This window comes from Chlorogloea sp. CCALA 695, assembly GCF_003003885.1.
Lineage (GTDB): Bacteria > Cyanobacteriota > Cyanobacteriia > Cyanobacteriales > Chroococcidiopsidaceae > Aliterella.
The window spans coordinates 86557-107462 of sequence record NZ_PVWN01000005.1; the positions used below are offsets into that span (position 1 = coordinate 86557).

A 20906-nucleotide genomic window follows, 5' to 3' on the forward strand; every position below is an offset into this window, starting at 1 on the left:
GATGCAAAGGTTATCTGCCGCCGCTTATATTAGTCGTTAGTGTAAATACTTTCTAGGAAGAAGTGCGATCACACAACACCCCAATCTAAGGAACGCCTTTATCCCACACCCACACCCTTCCCGCCCCTACAACTTCTGCCAAAATACTAATTAGACGGTACAAAGCAACAACACTCAAAATAAGTCCTGGAGAAAATAAAGATCCAAGTAGAGCGGTAGCTGTGGCTTCAAATACGCCAATTCCTCCCGGCGCTCCTGGTACAACTAAGCCAAGCAGCCAAGCTAGGCTAAAACTACTAATTAAAATCGGAATTTGATTGAAATTTACGGGATGTAGCGCCCAAAAAGTCAACACAAATCCCGCGCCGCGCAATCCTAAAAAACCTAGTTCGCCTAATAAGGGTAAAAAAGGATAATGCTCGATCTTTTTGACATCATTACCTTTATTTTTGAGCTTGCTAACGAGCTTAAGCCCTTGGTTGAGAATTAGGGGATGAATAGTGATCGCAACTACGGCTAAACTAAAAACTTGCAACAATCTATTTTGCGATGTTCCTAGTAAAGCCACAAGTAAAGCGGCGGCGGCTAGTAAAAGTGGTTCTAGCAAAACGCTCAAAGTAGCGATACTGGTGGGAATATTTGCATCCGTTGCTAAACGTATCCGCCCGTAATAATGCCAAATATTGCCGGGAATATATTTAGCAATATTTGTTTTTAGGTAAACTCGGATTGCCCAAAAACCGCTAACTTTTTGATTGAGAGTCTGAAAAATCCAACTCCATACCCACCCCGTCCAAATATGCGCCAGTAAAGTTACTCCTAAAGCGCTACCCAGGTAAACCCAGCCTTGATTGCTAATTTTGATTTGTACTACTTCTTGCCAATTGTCTTTAAGAGCTTTAGCTAGAAAAAAGAGCATCCCCCCTAAAATTAGCGATCGCACTAAAAATTTCAGCTTCATTTATTGCTTTGAAGACAGCGAATTGCGTCTATTAAACCTCTAGCTTTATTTAAGGTTTCTACATACTCTTTTTGGGGGTCGGAATCTGCTACTATACCTGCCCCTGCTTGGACGCTGACGGCGAGATCGCGTAGTACCATAGTCCGTATTGCGATCGCGCTATTTAACTGTCCTTCAAAGTCGTAGTAGCCGTAAACTCCCGAATAGACACCCCGTCTACTTGTTTCAAGTTCGTTAATAATTTCCATGGCTCTAATTTTGGGTGCGCCGCTCACTGTACCCGCCGGAAAACAAGCTTTAAGTAAATCCCACGCAGTTTTATCAGGCGCTAATTGTCCGACAACATTGCTAACAATGTGCATAACGTGAGAATAGCGCTCGATAACCATTAATTCGTCAACTTTTACTGTTCCATAAATGCAGGCTCTACCTAGGTCATTGCGCCCTAAGTCAACTAACATAACGTGTTCGGCAATTTCTTTAGGATCTTGCAGCAATTCTTTAGCAAGCAAAGCATCTTCTTGGGGAGTTTTGCCACGCGGACGAGTACCAGCAATCGGGCGCAAAGTGGCTAAAGTTCCTCCCATGGGGTCGATTTCTGCTTTTACCATCACTTCAGGACTAGAGCCGATAATTTGCCAAGATTGGAAATTAAAATAAGCCATGTAAGGCGAAGGATTAATTAGTCGTAAGGAGCGATAAAGCGCAAAAGCTTCGCCCGTATACTGTGCCTTTAGTTGCTGAGATAAGACAACTTGAAAAATATCCCCAGCTTTAATGTAGTCTTTGGCAGTTTGGACATTCGCACAAAAATCTGCTTGAGAAATGTTGCTAGTGTATTCTAGAGGCTGAGAAGAACTTTGCGGCGGAGTCCAGTCTAAAACCGTGTTTTTACTATCAAGGGGCGATTGTAGCTTGCTAATTAAGGCTGTAACGCGACTTGCTGCTTGCCCGTAAGCCTGCTGTAAATCAACAGTTGGATCTCTTAAATCTGCGTAAGAAATTGCCCAAATTTTACGCTTTACCTGGTCAAAAATCAGTAATTGATCGATTTGCATCCATAAACCATCCGGCAAATCGGTTTCTGTCGCCGGATGAATGGGAACGCGCTTTTCCATCCATTGGATTAACTCGTAACCCCAAAAGCCAAACAAACCGCCAATTCCGGGCGGTAATTGGGGTAACTTAACTGGGTGAAAAGATTTGATACATTGGGTCAAAGTTACAAACGGATCGCCCGTAAAGGTTTCAGTAGAGCCATCTCTATGAGTTTGGGTCGTGAAGTCGCCTTTATTTTCTAAAATCCACAACGGATCGCAGCCTAAAAAACTGTAGCGCCCGATATTTTCCCCACCTTCTACCGATTCCAACAAAAAACTATAAGGCTGCTCCGCGCAAACTTTATACCAAGCCGAAACCGGGGTATCTAAGTCAGCGACCCATTCTTGATAAACGGGTACAAAATTGCCCAGCGTCGCTAGTTCTGAAAATTGAGAAAAATCCGGGAAAATCATGACGGTTTTTTGAGTGCAAAGAGAGCCAATATAAAAAAAATTAGCCTCGGTAATACTAAACCACCGAGACTAATTTAAACAATGTAAGTATTTACCAAAAAGCTTTAGGAACCAGCTTTTTTAGCTTCTGGTGATTTTGGTAATTCTACGTCATAGTTATATATCCCGCTAAACTTCAATTTGGCTGGATCGGGGTTTCTGCCAATATTACGGTCTACATAACGGACTTTTTCACGTCCTGGATTTACTTTCTCAGGGAATACGCCATCTTTGGGATGCAAGTATTCCACTTCGCCGCTAGGATAAATCCGGTAGATTTTGTAGTCGGTAATTTTGAACTTTGTCCGCAATTGCTGACCACCTATTGCAATTCCATACTCCTTACGAGCCAAGTATAAAAGGTTTTTGCCTTGCCGCATGATGGCTGAACCACCTGTTGGCATTTCAAATACTTGCTCTTTGGGGCTAGTCCAGGTGATAGCGTACTTTTCTTCTCTATCCGCTTTAGTTAGCAAGCCGCCAGTGCTGCCGCCAAATATCGGAGTTTGTCCAGAAAGTTCTTCGGTCATAAATTACTCTCGCAAACCGTTTTAGGGCATCGTATCACTGCGATCGCCCATCTATTACGACTATGTTAGGAACTGTAACAGTTCACTTCTGCACTTTTTTGTAATTACGTGGCTCTACCGGTGTGATCGCAATTGGAATTGTAAAATGAAATTGACTGCCGCGATCTTTTCCCTCTGACTCTGCCCAAATTTGACCGCCCCAACCATTAACAATTTGACGACAAATTGCAAGTCCTAGCCCTGTACCGCCCACTGTACGACGCAAAGATGCTTCCTCTTGATAAAAACGATCAAATACAAGTTCTAGGCGCTGAGGTTCAATCCCTCGCCCGGTATCTGTCACCGTAACTTCGAGTGTGCGATCGTCTAGGCAAGCAGCATTAATAATAATTTTTCCTTGAGGGGGAGTAAATTTACTAGAATTATCAAGCAACTTTGATATTACTTCTACTAGCCAATCGCCATCGGCTCTAACTAAAGGCAACTGCTCGGATACTTGAGTAGTAATTTGGGGACGATCTTCTATTAAAGCACGGCTACGAGTCCGGCTCAAAGCTAGGGTAACGCATTCTTCTAAAGATAACGATTCGGGATGCCATTGTACTTGTCCGCTTTCTAAAGAGGAAAGAGTTAAAAAGTCTTGCACCAGTTTTCGCATCCGCTCGGAATCTGATAAAGCGGTACTAAGCATAATTTCGCGCAATTCCCCAGGCATATCTGGCTCGGTGGCTAGGCTTTCGAGGCAAACTTGAATTGTCGATAAAGGTGTCCGTAATTCGTGACCTGTAATGGCGATTAAATTGCTACGAGTACGATCTAGAGCTTCTAATTGTTGATTGAGGTCTTCTAAGTTAGCATAAGCCTCGGCTTGAATTAGTGCTGCTCCCACTTGGGTTGCAACTTCTTCTATTAATGACACTTCATTTTCTTGCCAAGGGTGAGGCAATTCGCCGCAATGATGCAACTCTATTGTGCCTAGAAAGCGCCTTTGGTACAGTACAGGAACCATTAGCCAAGAACGAAGACTAAAGCGCGTTACAAGCGCTTGCAACGCTACAGAATTTGTAATACGAGCGTCGGCTTGGGTGTCTGTAATGGCAATACTTTCTTGTTGCTGTACTACTTCTTGAAATAAAGGGTGCTGTTGCAGTTGTAAATCTTGTCCAGCAACCGATGATACGGACCCTTTTAAAAACTCGTTAGTAATAGTTGCGGTGGTTTCGGTTGCTCCCGCTCGGTAGATTAAGCAGCGACACACCGACAGCGCTTGTCCTAATTCTTCCACCGCTACCAAGAGAATTTCTTGGGGGTGTAAAGGTTGACCTGTGTTACTTCCGCGCCGAATAGCTGCTGTAATTGAGTTGACGAGCCGCTCTTTGCGTTCTTGCTCGGCGATCGCACCGTAAGCTTTTAATAGTTTATATTGCCCTGCTTGCAAATAAGTAACCAAACGCTGCACAAATGGATCAGGATCGATGTTTGAAAAGCCAAGTTCTGGAGCAGTTTGGGCGATCGCTAATTTTTTAGGCTTTTTTGGCGATTTACGCTTGCTAGGACTTGCTAAACCAAAATTTTCTCGTGCTTGCTCAATTTTGGCGCTTAATTCTGGTCTGTAGCCAAGGATTCTTGTTAATAATAATTCTGCGGCTTTAAAACTAACAGTGCGATCTCTTGTCCATATCCCTTCAAATTGGCGCGACGAGTCGATGTCAAAAGTATTAGGCATTTGCGACTTTTTACTTAGATTCATAAACCGCTCTCTACATACCAAGCAAGTAGCGTATTGTTGCCCAATTATCACCAAATGCCACTCTTGACTCAAAGCATCCTTTAAATCAAAGGCGATCGTTTCATAAAACCCCGAAGCATTAGTGAAATCTGTTTCTAAAGCTGATAGTACATAAACTTGGTCTGTCCTTTGGGCAATTCGCTTGTAACGATGAGCTTCTTGGCGATAGTAGCGTTCCCGTTGAAAACTAGCAATTAGCAAAGGTTGCTCAGTATTAGCAGCTAATACTTGATCTTCCATCGCGTGAGAAAGCGCGGTTAAAGAAGCCTTGAAATAAAGCTGAGATCGAAGTTGGGGTATGGCGTTTAGCAGATCACTCAACATGGAAACCGTAGAAATGCTCATAGCTTGTCTTTCTTTATGTCTAACTACTTTCCCGTTGCCTGCCGCGCCAAGAAGTAGAGCAAAAAACTTACTTTGCTTGTTGTCGCTGTCTGGAATTGGAAATTGTGGCGGTTGCTGGAACCCTTAGACCACCACTAATAATCTTCTTTACTTATCTTACCGAAGAAGCGTTAAGTCTTTTGCTTTATTAAGTCGGCTAAAGTTTCTCAAATTTGATATAAATTCTACATTTGCCGTACCTGTCAATGTTATATCTTCTTTAAGGAAGTGCTTTATTAAAGATGTTTTTCCTATACCTGCTTTTGTGCGATCGCAAGCGAGGATTTTTACCCTGCGTTTTGCTACTTTTTGCCGCTATTAAAATATGAAAATTGCTCAAATTGCTCCATTGTGGGAGCGCGTTCCCCCTTTCCGCTACGGCGGTATAGAACTAATTGTCAGCTTACTTAGCGATGAATTAGTCCGCCGAGGTCATGAAGTTACTTTGTTTGCTTCTGGTGACTCTATTACTACAGCCAAACTCAAATCAGTACACAACCAAGCTCTTAGGCTCGATCCTAGTATCAAAGAGCCAGGGCTTTACGAACAAATGATGCTGCATGATGTTTACAGACAAGCACATCATTTTGATATTATTCATTCTCATGTTGGCTGTGCGGGGCTTCCTTATAGCAGCTTGGTTAAAACTCCCACCGTTCACACCATGCACGGAATTTTTACCCCCGACAACGAAAAAATGTTTCGTCAGTTTGCATGGCAGCCTTACATTAGTATTAGCGAGGCACAAAGAGAACCCCGCCTAGGCTTAAACTATATCCATACGGTTTACAACGGTATTGATACTAAGGCTTATCCTTTTTGTGCTACCCCTACCCAACCTACTTATCTTGCTTTTGTTGGTCGGCTTTCTCCAGAAAAAGGGCCGTTGCAAGCAATTGAAATTGCTCGTGCTAGTGGATTGCCGTTGAAAATGGCTGGTAAAATTGATGCTGTGGATCGTGCTTTTTACTCAGAGCAGTTAGAATCGCACATTGATGGGGAGCAAATTCAGTATTTGGGCGAAGTTTCCCACGATGAAAAAGTTGCGCTTTTAAGCGGTGCTACGGCAACTTTGTTTCCGATTACTTGGCGCGAACCTTTTGGGCTAGTAATGATTGAATCTATGGCGACAGGAACTCCTGTAATTGGGATGGCGTTGGGTTCTGTTCCTGAAGTTATTGCCCATGAAAAGACAGGTTTTGTCTGTCATTCTATCGAAAAGATGGTTGAAGCTGTCCCTTTAGCTGGTAAGCTAGATCGCCAAACTTGTCGAGACTATGTAGTCAACAATTTTAGTGTTGAATCGATGACCGATCAGTATCTCAGAGCTTATGACATGGCGCTAATTGCCTCTAAACGCGATAAAAACTAACGTTTGCGTGTATTTCTACAAGGATTTTGCGATCGCCCAAAATCCTTGTAATCCTTCTAATTTCAATAGAAAAAAATTTAACGGGTTGTGTATAAATATTAAAGATATTTACAATAGTTTATGAGCCTTAATTTAGCAACAGGGATTAAAGTAGAGTAAAAACCTGAGTACATAGTAAAAATTAAGTCAGAACCCGCAGACCAGACTCAAAGACTTAAACTTTCGTCATGAACAAAAATATAGATTTATCACTTTATATTTAAAAAGTAACTATCCTTTAACTTGGCACTTGTCAGGAAAAACAAGTATTTTTACTTATAGTCAAGCGGTTAATAATGTACAGCGAAGATCCATCTTTGGCAGCAAGAAAACAAACTAACCCTAGAAAGCAGAAATCTTGACAATGACAGCAGAAACGATCGCAACACCAGACAAAATTATTGTTGATGGCATCGCCTTTATCCCGGCTCAAGACGCACCAATTACCGAGTGGCCTTGTGTAATCAGCGAACGACCGCAGCCAACACTGACAATTAAAGATGACGATATATTTTTAGTTACAGATACTCTAGGTAATATTTCGGGCTGTTTGATGGACGATCGCACCGCTAGTATGGGGCTATTTTGCAACGATACTAGATTTTTAAGTCGGTTAGAGTTGCAAATAGAAGGAAGAAGTCCGGTATTACTCAGCAGTACCGCCGAAAAAGGATTTTTGCTATCAATTCTCTGTACAAATCCGCACATCGAAGATCGTTTAAAACCAGACACTCTAGGAATTCGCCGCGAAATTGCTGTTAGTGGAGCGTTGTTTGAAGAAATAGAAGTTTCAAATTACAGTACAATCCCTGTCAGCTTTGAAATTAGTATTAGTTTCAACTCTGATTTTGTTGATTTATTTGAAATTAGAGGCACTCACCGGGAAAAACAAGGAAAATTATTAAGAGAATTTGCCTCAAACACTGAAGAAGACACGCCGCGCCACCCAGAATCGTTAAGGCTTGCTTACCAAGGGTTAGACAAATCTTTGATGCAATCAGTTATTGAGTTTCAGCATCGCACCCCAGATAAATTTAAAGGTTATACAGCGTTGTGGCAAATTGAGCTAGGTTCCCACGAAACGCAAAAGTTGGGTTATCGATTGCAAGTGCTGCTAAATAATGGCTCCGCATCGACAATTACCAACGCTCCTTCGACTCTAAAACAAGCTAAAGCGGCGGAATGTTCAGAAGAACAGCACTGGGGCGAACAAATTACGCAAATACGCTCCGATAAAGCAACTTTTAACCGCGTAATTGACAGAGCCGAACAAGACTTATATTTGTTGCGTCAAACCTTTGGCAAACATAAAACTGTAGCTGCCGGAGTACCTTGGTATTCAACATTGTTTGGCAGAGATTCGTTGATTACTGCTTCTCAGACTTTGATGCTGAACCCGCAAATTGCCAAAGAAACTTTAACCCTGTTAGCACTCTACCAAGGCAAAGTAGAAGATGAGTGGCGCGAAGAAGAACCTGGTAAAATTCTTCACGAGTTGCGCCAAGGAGAAATGGCGCGTTGTCAAGAAATTCCCCATACCCCTTACTACGGAACTATTGATGCTACTCCTTTGTGGTTGATGCTGTACGCCGAGTATTACGCCTGGACTTACGACAAAGAAACCTTAGATAGGTTATGGGTAAATGCAATTGCCGCAATGGATTGGATTGATCGCAATAGTAAGGCAACTGGCTATCTTGGCTATATCTGCAAATCGCGGCGCGGACTTGCTAATCAAGGCTGGAAAGATTCTGGAGACTGTATTGTCAACCGTAAAGGCGAACTTGCAACTGGGCCAATTATCCTATCTGAGGTGCAAGGTTATACCTATGCTGCCAAAATTAGGTTAGCAGAAATTGCCCGCATGAAAAAGCGGATTGACTTAAGCGATCGCTGGTTAGAAGAAGCTAGAGAACTTAAATCCCGATTTAACCGTGACTTCTGGATGGAAGATCAACATTTTTGTGCTTTGGCTTTAGATGGCGAAGGAAATCAAGTAGATAGTATTACATCAAATCCCGGTCACTGTTTACATTTGGGTATTCTTACTACTGAGCGCGCAAGTAGTGTCGCCGAAAGACTCCGAGCGCCGGATATGTTCAACGGCTGGGGGATTCGGACATTAAGTAGTTTGTCTCCAGCCTACAACCCGATGGGCTATCATATCGGATCTGTCTGGCCCCACGATAATTCTATAATTGCGATGGGATTGCGAAGTTTGGGACTTGCCGAACAAGCTTTAGAAGTATCTCAAGGCTTGCTAGACATGACTTTGACCCAATCTTACCAGCGTCCCCCAGAATTGTTTTGCGGCTACCAGCGTAATGGCAACAATACCCCCGTACAGTACCCTGTTGCCTGTACTCCGCAAGCGTGGGCAACTGGAAGTATCTTTCAGTTGTTGCATATGATGGTAAATTTAGTGCCGGATGCTGCAAATAACTGTTTGCGAATTATCGATCCGGCGCTACCAGAATCGATTAATCAGTTGTCGTTACATAACTTGCGCGTTGGGAATACAATCCTTGACTTAGAATTTGAACGTTCTGGTCGCACTACCGCTTGTCGGGTTGCGAGAAAACGCGGAAATCTGCGCGTAGTCATTGAAGCATAGGTATAGGTGAAAATCTTAAAACCTACTTTGCTGCGTTTTGTAAAGTTTTCGCAACAATAGCCAAATAGTTTAGCTTCGAGGGAATGCTAGGTAAAGCAATTCACGCACTAAAAAAATTACGGTTGTGAGATAAGCAAGTGATGGATAGAAACGCTTGGAACGTCATTGAAACAGAATTTTTGCCTGCCGAATTACACCATAAAGAAACGCTGTTTACGATTGGGAATGGCTACTTAGCAACTCGCGGCACTTTTGAAGAAGGCTATCCCGGCGCAAACGCTACAACATTTATTCATGGCGTGTATGATGATGTTCCGGTAGTTTATACAGAATTAGTAAATTGTCCTGACTGGCTACAATTACAAATTGCGATCGCTGGGGAAGTTTTTAGCCTAGCTCAAGGCGAAGTATTGGAATACTCCCGCAAATTAGACTTGCATTGGGGCATATTAAGCCGTTACGTGCTGTGGCGTAGTCCCGCAGGCAATACAGTCAAGTTGCACTTTGAACGCCTAGCAAGCATGGCAGACGAGCATTTGTTGATACTGCGATGCTCTGTTACGCCCATAGATTTTACTGGGATAATCGAAGTAAATGCTAGTCTCAGCACTTACCCTGACAACCAAGGCGTAAAACACTGGGAGTTATTAAAGGTCGGAGTCGTGCGTAATAGTGATTGGGTACAACTGCGCTGTTTAAAGTCTGGGATTGAACTAGGTATAGCGACAAAACTAATTTGCGAAGCTAATACAGAGATAGCAGCCAACTTACAAGCCAAATTTACCGCCCAAAAAGGACAAACTACTACTTTAGAAAAGATAGTTACAGTCTTTACTTCAAGGCAGGTTTCGGAGCCTGCTCTAATAGCTTCGCAGCATTTAGCAAGTTTTAAGAGCTATGCAACCCTTCTAGCTGCTCATGGAGCAGTATGGGATGAATTATGGCACGATTGCGATGTTGTAATTGAAGGCGACTTCACGGCTCAATTAGCTATTCGTTACAACTTATTTCAACTTTTAATCGCTGCACCCCGACACGATGACAGAGTAAGTATTCCAGCTAAAACTCTATCTGGCTACGCTTATCGCGGTCACGTATTTTGGGATACAGAAATATTCCTTGTCCCTTTCCTAACTTTTACTCAACCCCAAGTAGCGAAAAACTTGCTATCTTACCGTTACCACAACTTAGATGGCGCAAGACGTAAAGCTACTGAAGCTGGGTACGAAGGCGCGATGTATCCTTGGGAAAGTGCCAGTACAGGGGATGAAGTAACCCCCCGATGGGTAACAGGCCCCGATGGCAACCTAGTACGGATTTGGTGCGGTGATATTGAATTGCACATTACAACCGATGTCGCTTACGGAGTTTGGCAGTATTGGCAAGCAACAGGCGATCGCGATTGGATGCAACAACAAGGAGCCGAAATTATCCTTGATACTGCGGTATTTTGGAGTAGCCGGGTTGAATGGAATGAGCTTCGCAATTGTTACGAAATTAGCGATGTGATTGGCCCCGATGAAAACCACGAACACGTAGACAATAATGCCTTTACTAACCGTATGGTTCAGTGGCATATGGAAACTGCTGTAGCTGTATTAGATTGGCTGCAAACAAACTATCCATCCAAAGCAACAGAACTTGAGCTAAAACTAAATCTTACTCCCCAACGCTTAGAAAGATGGCATCACGTAGCGCAACATTTGCTTGTACCGCACAATCCTGAAACTGGATTAATTGAACAATGCGATGGATTCTTTGATTTAATCGATGTAGATTTGTCCCAGTATGAAGGGCGAAATACCTCAATGCAAGCACTTTTGGGAATTGAAGCTACGGGTCAACGGCAAATTCTCAAGCAGCCCGATGTGTTGATGTTGTTGTACTTACTGCGCCAACTGCCTTTAAAAACTCCATTGGCAAATCGAGAAGACCTTGCCCTACTGCGGACTAATTGGGATTATTACAGCGATCGCACCGATCATACCTATGGATCTTCGTTGGGCCCCGCAATTCACGCTATTTTAGCTTGTGACTTAGACCTGTGCGCCGAAGCCTACGAGCATTTTATGCGTGCAGCATTGGTAGACCTTAAAGATGTGCGTGGCAACGCTGACGAAGGGATTCACGCCGCGTCTACGGGTGGTACTTGGCAGGCGGTAATCTTTGGTTTTGCGGGAGTGCGTTTAACTGAAACTGGGCCAATTATCGATACTCCCCATTTACCCCCTAGTTGGACACGCTTAAATTTTAAGCTGCACTGGCAACAACAATGTTATGAGTTTGACTTAACAAGTACCGACGGAATTACAGAGGTAAAAGTGACAAACATTAATAACAGTGAAGAATCGAGCCTAATTGATGTAGCGGTAACTGTTGCAAAATTACCAATTAAAGGTGTGATTTTTGACTTGGATGGAGTGTTAACAGACACTTCTGAGTATCACTACCGAGGTTGGAAACAGTTGGCGGATGAGGAAGGGATTGCTTTTGATCGCCAAGCTAATGAGGCAATGCGCGGTTTGGCAAGGCGTGATTCTTTACTGCATTTACTGGGCGATGTTTCTATTCCTGAAGCTGACATTCAAGCAATGATGGCACGGAAAAATAGCTATTATGAAGCCTTTATTCAAGATTTGAGTCCGGCGGATTTATTGCCTGGAGTATTGCCTTTGTTAGAGGAATTACAAGCAGCAGGGATTAAAATAGCGATCGGATCGTCTAGCAAAAATGCTCATTTAGTAACAAAATTATTGGGGATAAGCGATCGCATTGCCGCTATTAGTGATGGTTACAGTGTTGATCGCCACAAACCCGCCCCTGATGTGTTTCTTCATGCTGCAATGCAGTTAGGATTAGACTCCTCAGAATGCGTAGTAGTAGAAGATGCGGCGGCGGGTGTTGAAGCTGGTTTAGCGGCGGGAATGTGGGTTGTAGGACTGGGCCCTGTAGAAAGATTTGCCGCCGCCCACGTTATCCGCGATAGCTTGGCTAACTCCTCTTGGAGTGATTTATTAGCGGCGATTGAAAAAACTAAAATTATTTGCTTACCAATGGCGGTTAGCTAATAATAATAGTGAAATACCCACCAAAACTACTAAGGTCTTGGTGGGTATTGCGAGATCGAAGCTTATTTTTGCAATAAATTTAGTTGTTTGCGGCGGTTTGCCTTACGCTGCAAAGCACTACATACAAATAAACCACCAAGTGCTGCTATACCTAACACAGAAGAAGGTTCGGGAACAGGAACATTGGCAGTGGTGAGGTAAGTAGGACTAGATAAACCGCCACTACCAGATGTAACAAAATCTCCCAAATAATTCCCAGTATCACCATCGTACTTTTTGATACTGTTAGTTAAAGAATTACTAACGTATAGATTACCATCCTCTCCAACAGTCAAGCCGATTGCAGAGTTTAAACCGCCGCTACTTGTGTCAACAAAAAAGGAATCGCTCGTATTAGTTGTCAAGTCGATTAAACCAACTTCTCTCCCGTTAGTAAAAAAGAGTTTGTTGTCTTCTAAGGCAAGACCTTGTGGCTTAAAGGGTAGGGTACTCAATGGATGAGGACTAACACTCAATTGCGTGAAATCGCTTATTGTTGGATCGTACTCTCGAATCCCACCAGGATTAAAACGATTGGTACTTTCACTGAAAAATATATTGTTACTTGACCCCCCTACAGCTACATCAATAGGTGCTGGGTTAAAAGCTGGGACACCAGTATAGATGCTACTAAGCAATTCCCCTGTATTTCCGTCGTACTGCAAAATGCCGCTTGTCTGGAAGTTGTCTATTTCAAAGCCAGGAATACGATTGGTAGTTATAAACAAGCTACCATCGGCGGCAAAGCTCAAGCCAGTAAGAGAACTAGGTTGCTCGAAAGACACAAAATTGCCAATATATTCCCCTGTTGTGCCGCTATACTCTTTAACAGTAGAGTCTCCACCGCTAACAACAAATAGATTACCATTTAGCCCTAAAGCTAAGTCTTGAGGAGCCAACAACCCACCACTACCAGCCGTGACAAAATCTCGGATATATACACCTGTTATTTCGTCATACTGTTTGATGGAGTTATCACCACTGCTACTTACAAGCAATGCTGCTTGAGCAGGTATAGTAGCTGCGCTAATTGCGGCAAAAATAGTCATCGCCAGGGAATATTTAGCAATATTACTGTGCATTTGAATGTTCCTAAAATTGATGGTTAAAGTCTATACCTGTCAAATTATTTTCTGAATTAAAATGATGCACTCTTAGAGAAATTATCATCGTTAAATATTTTTGTAAATGAACTTGAAAATAGATATTTTTAAAATCAATAATTAGCAGTAAGCCCAGTTAATTGACTAATAGCTAAGGCTAACTTGTGGGGTTCAATGGGTTTAGATAGGTGCATTTGAAAACCATTAGAAATCGCGCGCTGACGGTCTTCATCTCTAGCGTAAGCTGTGAGCGCGATCGCCCCTATTGGTTTTAGTCCTTGGCTAATTTCCCAATCTCTAATTTTTTTAATTAATTTATACCCGTCTTCGTCAGGCATTCCAATATCACTAATGATCGCATCTAAATTCTCTTGGGTAACTATTTCCATCGCCGCCTTTGCACAATTGGCAGTTATTACTTTAACGTTGTACTTTTGCAATGCCAAAGCAATAATTTCGCGATTATCGTCTTCATCATCGACTACCAAAACTTGCAGCCTCTGAAGCTGAGGTAAGTTATCTAAAGGTAAGTAATTAGAGTTAATTTCCTGACTTGTCTGCGCGATTGGGTTTTCTATATTTTCTAATTGCTCACTTATCAAAGGTATTTCGATTGTAAAAGTCGATCCTTGTCCTTCCCCTTTACTTTGAGCTTGCAACGTCCCGCCGTGCAGTTCTACTAATTGACGGGCGATCGCAAGCCCTAATCCTAAACCGCCATAAGAGCGCGTCATTGAAGCATCAGCTTGACGAAAGCGGTCAAATACATGGGGCAGAAATTCGGCACTAATCCCGCAGCCTGTATCAATTATCTGAATTTGGGCGACGGGAGGAATCACCGATAATCGCACTTCGATAGTGCCACCAGAAGGGGTAAACTTGATGGCATTTGATAGCAAATTCCAAATTACTTGTTGAGTGCGATCGCTATCTGCCGATACCATACCAATTGTTGGCTCAAAATTGGTTACTATTTGAATTTTTTTTGCTTGTGCCGCTAGTAATACTGTTTCAATTGCTGCTTCAATCGGAACTTTTAATTGAATGGGACGAGCAGTTAATCGAATTGTCCCGCGAATAATTCGGGAAATATCTAGCAAATCCTCAATCATTTGGACTTGCAACAAAGCATTACGCTCGATAGTTTCTATTGCCCGATCTCGTACCGAATCTTCTAGTTTTCGTGTCCGCATGAGCCTAGCCCAGCCCAGGATCGCATTTAAGGGCGATCGCAGTTCGTGGGACACAATCGCCAAAAATTCGTCTTTCATGCGGCTATTAGCCTCAGCTTGTTCGCGGGCGGCTTGTTCGCGTTGCAATAGCTCGGTACGCTCGGTAATATCGGTAAAAATTTGGACTGTACCTGTAACGCCACTTTTACTTAAAATTGGATCAACTTTGACTTCAAACCAGCGTTGATTGATTTTGATTTCTTGACTTTGGCGACGGGTAAGACCGAGGCGATCGCCCAAAAACTCGCCCATCGCTTCATTGCCCACATCTTGCCATAACTCGCTGCAGCTACAACCAATAATTTCTTGAGCCGACTTCCCTAAAATATTTGCCATTGCTTGATTGCAACGGACTATTTTGGCTTGATCGAGCAAGCAAACCCCGTCAGAAATAGAGTCAAAGGTTATTTGCCATTGCGTCGCCGAACAAATCGCCGTTTCCTCCGCTTGACGCATCCGTAGCAAAGCATTAACTGTAGCAATCAATTCCCGCGATTCTACAGGTTGAGTTAGATAGCCGTCTGCGCCACCTTCTAAAGCTTCGGCTTTATCTTCCATTTGGATAAAACTAGCGGATAAATGCAGCACGGGAATTGAAGCGGTAGCGGGATCGTTTTTAATTTTTCGGCACACTTCAAACCCATGAATATCAGGAAGTTTGACATCTAGCACAATTAAATCTGGCTTAATTTCTGCGACTAGCTGCAAGGCTTGCGCCCCTGTACTTGCTTCAATAACATTAAATCCTGCCCTTTGAAGCATCCGCGTATGAACGTAACGATTAGCCTCATCATCGTCTACGTGCAAAATACTTATTGGTTGCTGCTTAGGCATAGTTGCTTGTGCTTATATATTTAAATGGAGTCCGGCTTTAAGCAATACTTGACGGATTATTGCCTCAGCATCCGGGCGCTCTAGGTCTTTAGATAATATTGCCACGACCTGAGCATTAATTAAGCGATCGCGTTCTTCTGGCTCTAGTTGCTTTGAAGTATGAATAATTACCGGAATGTGCTTAGTTGTGGGATTAGCTTTTAATTGCTCTAAAACCTCAAATCCGCTCAATTCGGGCATCACTAAATCTAAAAAGATTACCTGCGGCTGCTCTAAGATAGCTTTAATCACGCCTTCACTACCATTAATTGCTTCCGTCACCTTGATAGTGAGACTTTTTAGTAGTTCTTTGAGCAAATAGCGAGAGATTTGCTCATCATCAATTATCAAAACTTTAATCGGCGTTTGTGGTGATACGGTTTCCTTTTCTTCCGCATAAACGCAGGGCAAAGTAACTGTAAAAATAGAGCCTACTTCTAATTTACTCTCTACAGAGATATTACCTCCGAGTAACTGCGCTAGTTGACGGCAAAGTGGCAAACCTAAACCCGTTCCTTTAAATTGACTTTGCAAGGGGTTTTCAATTTGGACAAATTCTTCAAAAATAAGTTCTAGATTGTTAGGTGCAATGCCAATTCCCGTATCAGCAACAGTAAAAACTATCGTGCGCTCTTGTTTCAAAGCACTAACACGTATTTCGCCTTTAGGAGTAAATTTTAGGGCATTAGAAATCAAATTTCTTAAAATTTGCGAAACTTTACCTTCATCAGTATACATCGGCAAGTTTTGGGGTTGATCAAAAACTAGATTAACCTCCGATTGATTAAGTATGGGGCGTAGTATGCCTTTTAAAGCATTAAATAAATCGCTGACTTCAAATTGCTGGGGACGAATAGTTACTTTACCCGCTTCAACTTTGGCTATATCTAATAAATCGTTGACTAATTCCGAAAGCCCTAGCGCCGAAGTGCGAATAAAATTTACTTGTTTTTCTTGCTCCGAATTTAACTCCCCATCTAACCGCTCTAAAAGTAGCTGAGAAAGGCTGAGAATTGCATTTAAAGGAGTACGAAATTCATGACTCATGTTTGATAAAAAACGAGTTTTCATTTCGCTGGCTTTTTGCCAAGACTCCGCGCGATCATCTAATTCGGCATAAAGAGTTACTACACCGCGATTTGTATCTTCTAGTTGACTATTTAGACGCGCAAGTTCACTTGACCTGCTTTGCAACTCCTCCATAGTGCGTAAAAGCTCTTGATTTTGCTGCTGTACTTCTTGGTATAAATTTTCTGGAGTTTTCTGGGCTAATTCTTGAGCAATTTTCTGTAAAATTTCTGGAGTTATCGGTGTTTGTTTGGGTAGGAATTTGGTTAGCGTTACCGTAGTTTCATTAACGACGGATTCAATTACAAACTTATCCATCAATCGTTTTGCGCCGACAATCCCTAATCCCATCCCTGTCGTAGAAGTATAGCGCCCAGCTAAAATTGCCTCCACATCTTTAATTCCCCCACCTTTGTCGCTAACTTTAATTAGTAACGCCGCATCTTGAACTATAAATTCAACTCTCCCACCACCGCCATACTGAAAGGCATTGCGAGAAATTTCTGATACCGCCGTAGCTATGCGCGTTTGAGATTGCAAGTCAAAACCGAGCAAACTAGCAATTTGACGCGATCGCCCTCTTGCCAATACTACATCTTGTTCAAAGCGCACCTCCACTGTTAAAAGCCTAATATCCATAACATTATTGCCTAACTACTACGACGCTAACATCATCTCGTAGGCGCTTAAAATCTCGATATAATACTCCAGCAATCAAGCTTGGATGTTTGACAATTAAACCGTTATAGCGATCTATTCTCCACCCCGTAGCCAAGCCATCGGAGCTTAAAATTAGCGTTGCGCCGGGGGGAAAAGGATAGGTAAATTCTTTGATTTTGTGAATTTGATAACCCACAATACCATTGTAAGAAACCATGCTGCGACTTTCGGGGGCGATGATACTTGCGGCAATATTGCCTACCCCCGCAAAAAGGACAGATTGTTGATTAAAGTCAAGTTGAGCGATCGCTACTGCCGCACCGCGCGTACTTCGCATTGAACCGTGCATCAATTCTAAAATCTCTTTAGGAGAACATTGAGAATTTTCTTGAGCGACTCTAATCGCCGCAGAAGATGCCTCAAAAGCTAGTTCACCATGTCCTAACCCATCAGCAACAACTACCAACTGTCGCCCAGTATCGGTTTCAATTACTGCCCAAGCGTCGCCACAAGTTTGCTCACTAGCTAAGGGAATATTCACCGCACCGATTTTTAAACTGACTAAATTTTTCGGCGGTGGAGTTGCCCAAAGGTGCGCCATTACTGCTGTACCTACAGGGATAGAATAAATGTCAAAAAAATCTGCCAACCTAGAAATCGATCCTAAGCCTGTCCCAGGAGTTCCACCCGTCGAAAAGCCGTCGCGGAGACACTCGCCCACATTCTCCATCCCCGCACCTTTATCTAAAGCCAAAATTTCTAAGCCGTTAAGATCGCCAACGTGGAGGGAGCGTAGCAGCAATTCACCGTCTTGGGCGTGTTTAATTAAATTTCCGGCAATTTCTGTAACAACAATACCCGCTCTACCGCGCTCGGTTTCTTTAAAATTTAATTGAGAGGCGAAGTCCATAGCCTTGCGGCGCGCTTCTCCAACTTGGCTACTTTCTACCACAGGAATAAGGATATTTTGGATCATTTAGCTATTTCGCGCTATCCCTGGTTTTACTTCCATTTGATAATTTTAACTTGAGTTCCTTCGCCCACACGAGAACTAATCTCAAACTCGCTCATCAACCGTTTTGTGCCGCTTAAACCCATTCCTAAGCCTCCCCCGGTTGTATAGCCATCTTTGAGCGCCAATTCAATATCGCTAATTCCTGCTCCTTGATCGCTAAAAATTAAGCGTAGACCTTGACGATAGCCGACTTCAATTACTTCTAGCGTTAATGTTCCCCCACCGCCATAAGTTAAGGTATTACGAGCAAGTTCGCTAGAAGCGGTAATAATTTTAGTTTGATCTACCAAACTAAAACCTAATTCCACCGCCCAAGTGCGGACAATTTTTCTGACTAAGACAATATCACTAGAAGAATAAATGTCTATTTCCTGCTTTTGTCCTTCGGGGGCTGCCATTTGCCTCCTTTCAGGCGCGATTTACTAGCAAATAAAGCAAATCCATACCTTTTTCGACATTCAAAGCAGTGCGTACACCTTCCAGAGATAGCCCAAGTTCTACTAGCGTAATTGCTACTGCTGGTTGCATTCCTACTACTACCGTTTCCGCATCAAGTAGGCGCGACATAGAGGCAATGTTACTGAGTATGCGCCCGATAAATGAGTCCACAATTTCTAATGATGAAATGTCAATTAATACGCCTTTGGCATTCAATTCAACGATCCGGTTTGTCAAATCGTCTTGCAAAGTCATCGCCAAGCGATCGTGCATATCTACTTGGATTGTCACCAAAAGAAACCCGCCCATTTGCAATATAGGTATGCGTTCCACCTTTAGTCTCCAAGGGTTACAAAGGATTTTGAGGGCGCGAATCGGCAGACGTTACCGCATACCCACTACGTTTTAGAGCAACTTCAAAAGCATCTGCCATTGTCGCTTTAGTAATTACAGCCGTCAAATCTACGCCCAAATGAACGATAGTTTGAGCAATTTGGGGTCTAATACCGCTAATGATGCAGTCTGCACCCATCAAGCGGGTAGCGGCGACAGTTTTAAGTAAGTGCTGGGCCACTAAAGTATCAACCGTTGGTACGCCCGTAATATCAATAATTGCGATCGCGCTTCCCGTTTCGACTATTCGCTGCAACAAGTTTTCCATCACTACTTGAGTACGAGCGCTGTCCAGAGTGCCAATAAGGGGTAAAGCTAATATCCCCTCCCACAACTTAACAACAGGGGTTGATAATTCCAACATCTCTTGCTGCTGGCGGATAATAATTTCTTCACGAGCTTTTTGAAACGCCTCCGTTGTCAGCAAACCTAATCTGTCTATTAAGTCATTGGCGGACATAATTTCTGCGGCTATTTCGCCATCGCTTCCGCATTCTTGGCGCAGAAGGCTAAACAAAGGTTTTTTTAAAGAAAAAATAAATAAGGCTACTTGAGAAGGGCTAAAGCCTTGTTGGACGCGAGTACGGGTTATGCTAGCTAGCAGAGCTTTAATATTATTCCATTCGGAAGCTTGAAAATTAGTTAAATTACCACCTTGGCTGGCATCTCGCAACAAGCGCAGAAATTCTCCAGATTGATCGCGCATTTCGCTTTCGCGCATCAAATCATCGCGCCGGATTCCCGCCGATAGTTGTTCCTTTAACCATTCACTTAACAGCATAGTTTCATGCTTGGCGAGAATCTCTGGAAGATGGCGATCGCCATTTTTGCTCATACCTGCTCCTACCTTTGCCGCAAATTCCCCAGCTTAAGTGTAGAGGATATTGCGGCGTTGCTGAATTGGTAATGGGTAATGGGTAATTGGTAATTGGTAATAATTTTAATGAACAATTCCCAATGCGGTATGAATGAGGAAGAGACAGGATTGCAGAAAGGAGAAATCATCATAATTTCAGCAACGCTGATATTGCCTAGTTGACTGACAAAACTAATAATTAGGGGAAATACCTCCAAGCGGAAGTCAGCTACTTTTGCGACACCCGTTAAAAGTACAAAGACACAAACTCTCGTCTGTGTCTGTTGCAACTATCAACTATAACGTTCTTCTGCCCAAGGTTCGCCGCGACTGTTGTAGCCATTGCGTTCCCAAAAACCTAATTCTTCTTTATCCAAAAACTCTAAACCATTAATCCATTTAGCGCTTTTCCAGGCATAAATGTGTGGAACTACTAGCCGCATTGGGCCGCCGTGTTCGGCGCTTAGAGGTTCGTCAAATACTGTATGGGCAAAAAAGTTTTCTTCCCTCAAGAAGTCAGACATCGCAATATTGGTAGTATAACCGCCGTAACAGTGTTCCATCACATGAACGGCTTTCGAGTCTACCTCAATCAATTTCATGAACTCAGTAACTTTAATACCTGTCCACTTGACATCAAGTTTAGACCAGCGCGTGACGCAGTGAAAATCGGCGGTAAACTGCTGTTGGGGTAAAGCCATAAAGTCAGCCCAGCTAAACGTTACCTCTTTTGCCAAACCCCAAACTTTAAATTGCCAAGTTTCTATACTGACTTGGGGAGTTTGCCCGTAAGTAAGTACCGGAAACCCCTTAGTTAAGTATTGACCGGGAGGAACGCGATCGCTCTGTTCCTCATTAGGTTTTTTAAAAAATTTTCCTAGCATTATTTCAGTTGCTTCAGCTTCCTACTTTATTGTGG

The 20906-nt window shown here is 42.9% G+C and carries 15 protein-coding genes; 3 read left to right on the top strand and 12 right to left on the bottom strand.

What is annotated here, in order from left to right; genetic code table 11:
- Positions 1-85: 85 nt before the first annotated feature.
- The 4 genes from C7B70_RS04495 to C7B70_RS04510 form a co-directional block, all read right to left on the bottom strand.
- Positions 86-961: a lysylphosphatidylglycerol synthase domain-containing protein gene (locus C7B70_RS04495; RefSeq protein ID WP_106367875.1), complete on the bottom strand. Its 876-nt coding sequence runs from the start codon at positions 959-961 to the stop codon at positions 86-88.
- Entirely contained in the window at positions 958-2475 is a 1518-nt protein-coding gene (gene trpE, locus C7B70_RS04500) for an anthranilate synthase component I (protein WP_106367876.1), read from the bottom strand. Before trpE ends, C7B70_RS04495 begins: the two co-directional genes overlap by 4 nt.
- Before the next feature lie 104 nt (positions 2476-2579).
- A complete protein-coding gene (locus tag C7B70_RS04505) occupies positions 2580-3044 on the bottom strand; it encodes a photosystem I reaction center subunit II PsaD (protein WP_106367877.1) in 465 nt (154 codons plus the stop codon).
- Between the two features lie 82 nt (positions 3045-3126).
- A complete protein-coding gene (locus C7B70_RS04510) occupies positions 3127-5178 on the bottom strand; it encodes a DICT sensory domain-containing protein (RefSeq protein WP_106367878.1) in 2052 nt (683 codons plus the stop codon).
- Positions 5179-5542: 364 nt separating this feature from the next.
- On the opposite strand from C7B70_RS04510, the gene C7B70_RS04515 reads away from it, so the two are divergent.
- From C7B70_RS04515 to pgmB, 3 genes are all read left to right on the top strand, one after another.
- On the top strand, positions 5543-6589 hold the full coding sequence (locus tag C7B70_RS04515) for a glycosyltransferase family 4 protein (RefSeq protein WP_106367879.1): 1047 nt from the start codon (positions 5543-5545) through the stop codon (positions 6587-6589).
- A gap of 403 nt (positions 6590-6992) precedes the next feature.
- On the top strand, positions 6993-9242 hold the full coding sequence (locus tag C7B70_RS04520; protein ID WP_106367880.1) for an amylo-alpha-1,6-glucosidase: 2250 nt from the start codon (positions 6993-6995) through the stop codon (positions 9240-9242).
- A gap of 140 nt (positions 9243-9382) precedes the next feature.
- Positions 9383-12310 carry a beta-phosphoglucomutase gene (pgmB, locus tag C7B70_RS04525; protein WP_106367881.1) on the top strand — a complete coding sequence of 976 codons (2928 nt, stop codon included), beginning with the start codon at positions 9383-9385 and terminating at the stop codon, positions 12308-12310.
- Between the two features lie 62 nt (positions 12311-12372).
- On the opposite strand, the gene C7B70_RS04530 is transcribed toward pgmB, so the two are convergent.
- The 8 genes from C7B70_RS04530 to C7B70_RS04565 form a co-directional block, all read right to left on the bottom strand.
- Positions 12373-13431 carry a PEP-CTERM sorting domain-containing protein gene (locus C7B70_RS04530; RefSeq protein WP_106367882.1) on the bottom strand — a complete coding sequence of 353 codons (1059 nt, stop codon included), beginning with the start codon at positions 13429-13431 and terminating at the stop codon, positions 12373-12375.
- A gap of 134 nt (positions 13432-13565) precedes the next feature.
- On the bottom strand, positions 13566-15518 hold the full coding sequence (locus C7B70_RS04535) for a response regulator (protein ID WP_106367883.1): 1953 nt from the start codon (positions 15516-15518) through the stop codon (positions 13566-13568).
- Positions 15519-15530: 12 nt separating this feature from the next.
- Complete coding sequence (locus C7B70_RS04540) at positions 15531-17264, bottom strand: ATP-binding protein (RefSeq protein ID WP_106367884.1); 1734 nt, start codon at positions 17262-17264, stop codon at positions 15531-15533.
- Between the two features lie 4 nt (positions 17265-17268).
- On the bottom strand, positions 17269-18261 hold the full coding sequence (locus C7B70_RS04545) for a SpoIIE family protein phosphatase (RefSeq protein WP_106367885.1): 993 nt from the start codon (positions 18259-18261) through the stop codon (positions 17269-17271).
- A 26-nt stretch (positions 18262-18287) separates the two neighbouring features.
- On the bottom strand, positions 18288-18698 hold the full coding sequence (locus tag C7B70_RS04550; RefSeq protein WP_106367886.1) for an anti-sigma regulatory factor: 411 nt from the start codon (positions 18696-18698) through the stop codon (positions 18288-18290).
- A 10-nt stretch (positions 18699-18708) separates the two neighbouring features.
- Positions 18709-19071: an STAS domain-containing protein gene (locus tag C7B70_RS04555; RefSeq protein WP_106367887.1), complete on the bottom strand. Its 363-nt coding sequence runs from the start codon at positions 19069-19071 to the stop codon at positions 18709-18711.
- Between the two features lie 16 nt (positions 19072-19087).
- Positions 19088-19966 (bottom strand): STAS domain-containing protein, encoded by an 879-nt coding sequence (locus C7B70_RS04560; protein ID WP_106367888.1) that lies wholly within the window; start codon positions 19964-19966, stop codon positions 19088-19090.
- A 314-nt stretch (positions 19967-20280) separates the two neighbouring features.
- Positions 20281-20871 carry a sulfite oxidase-like oxidoreductase gene (locus C7B70_RS04565; RefSeq protein WP_106367889.1) on the bottom strand — a complete coding sequence of 197 codons (591 nt, stop codon included), beginning with the start codon at positions 20869-20871 and terminating at the stop codon, positions 20281-20283.
- Positions 20872-20906: the final 35 nt, after the last annotated feature.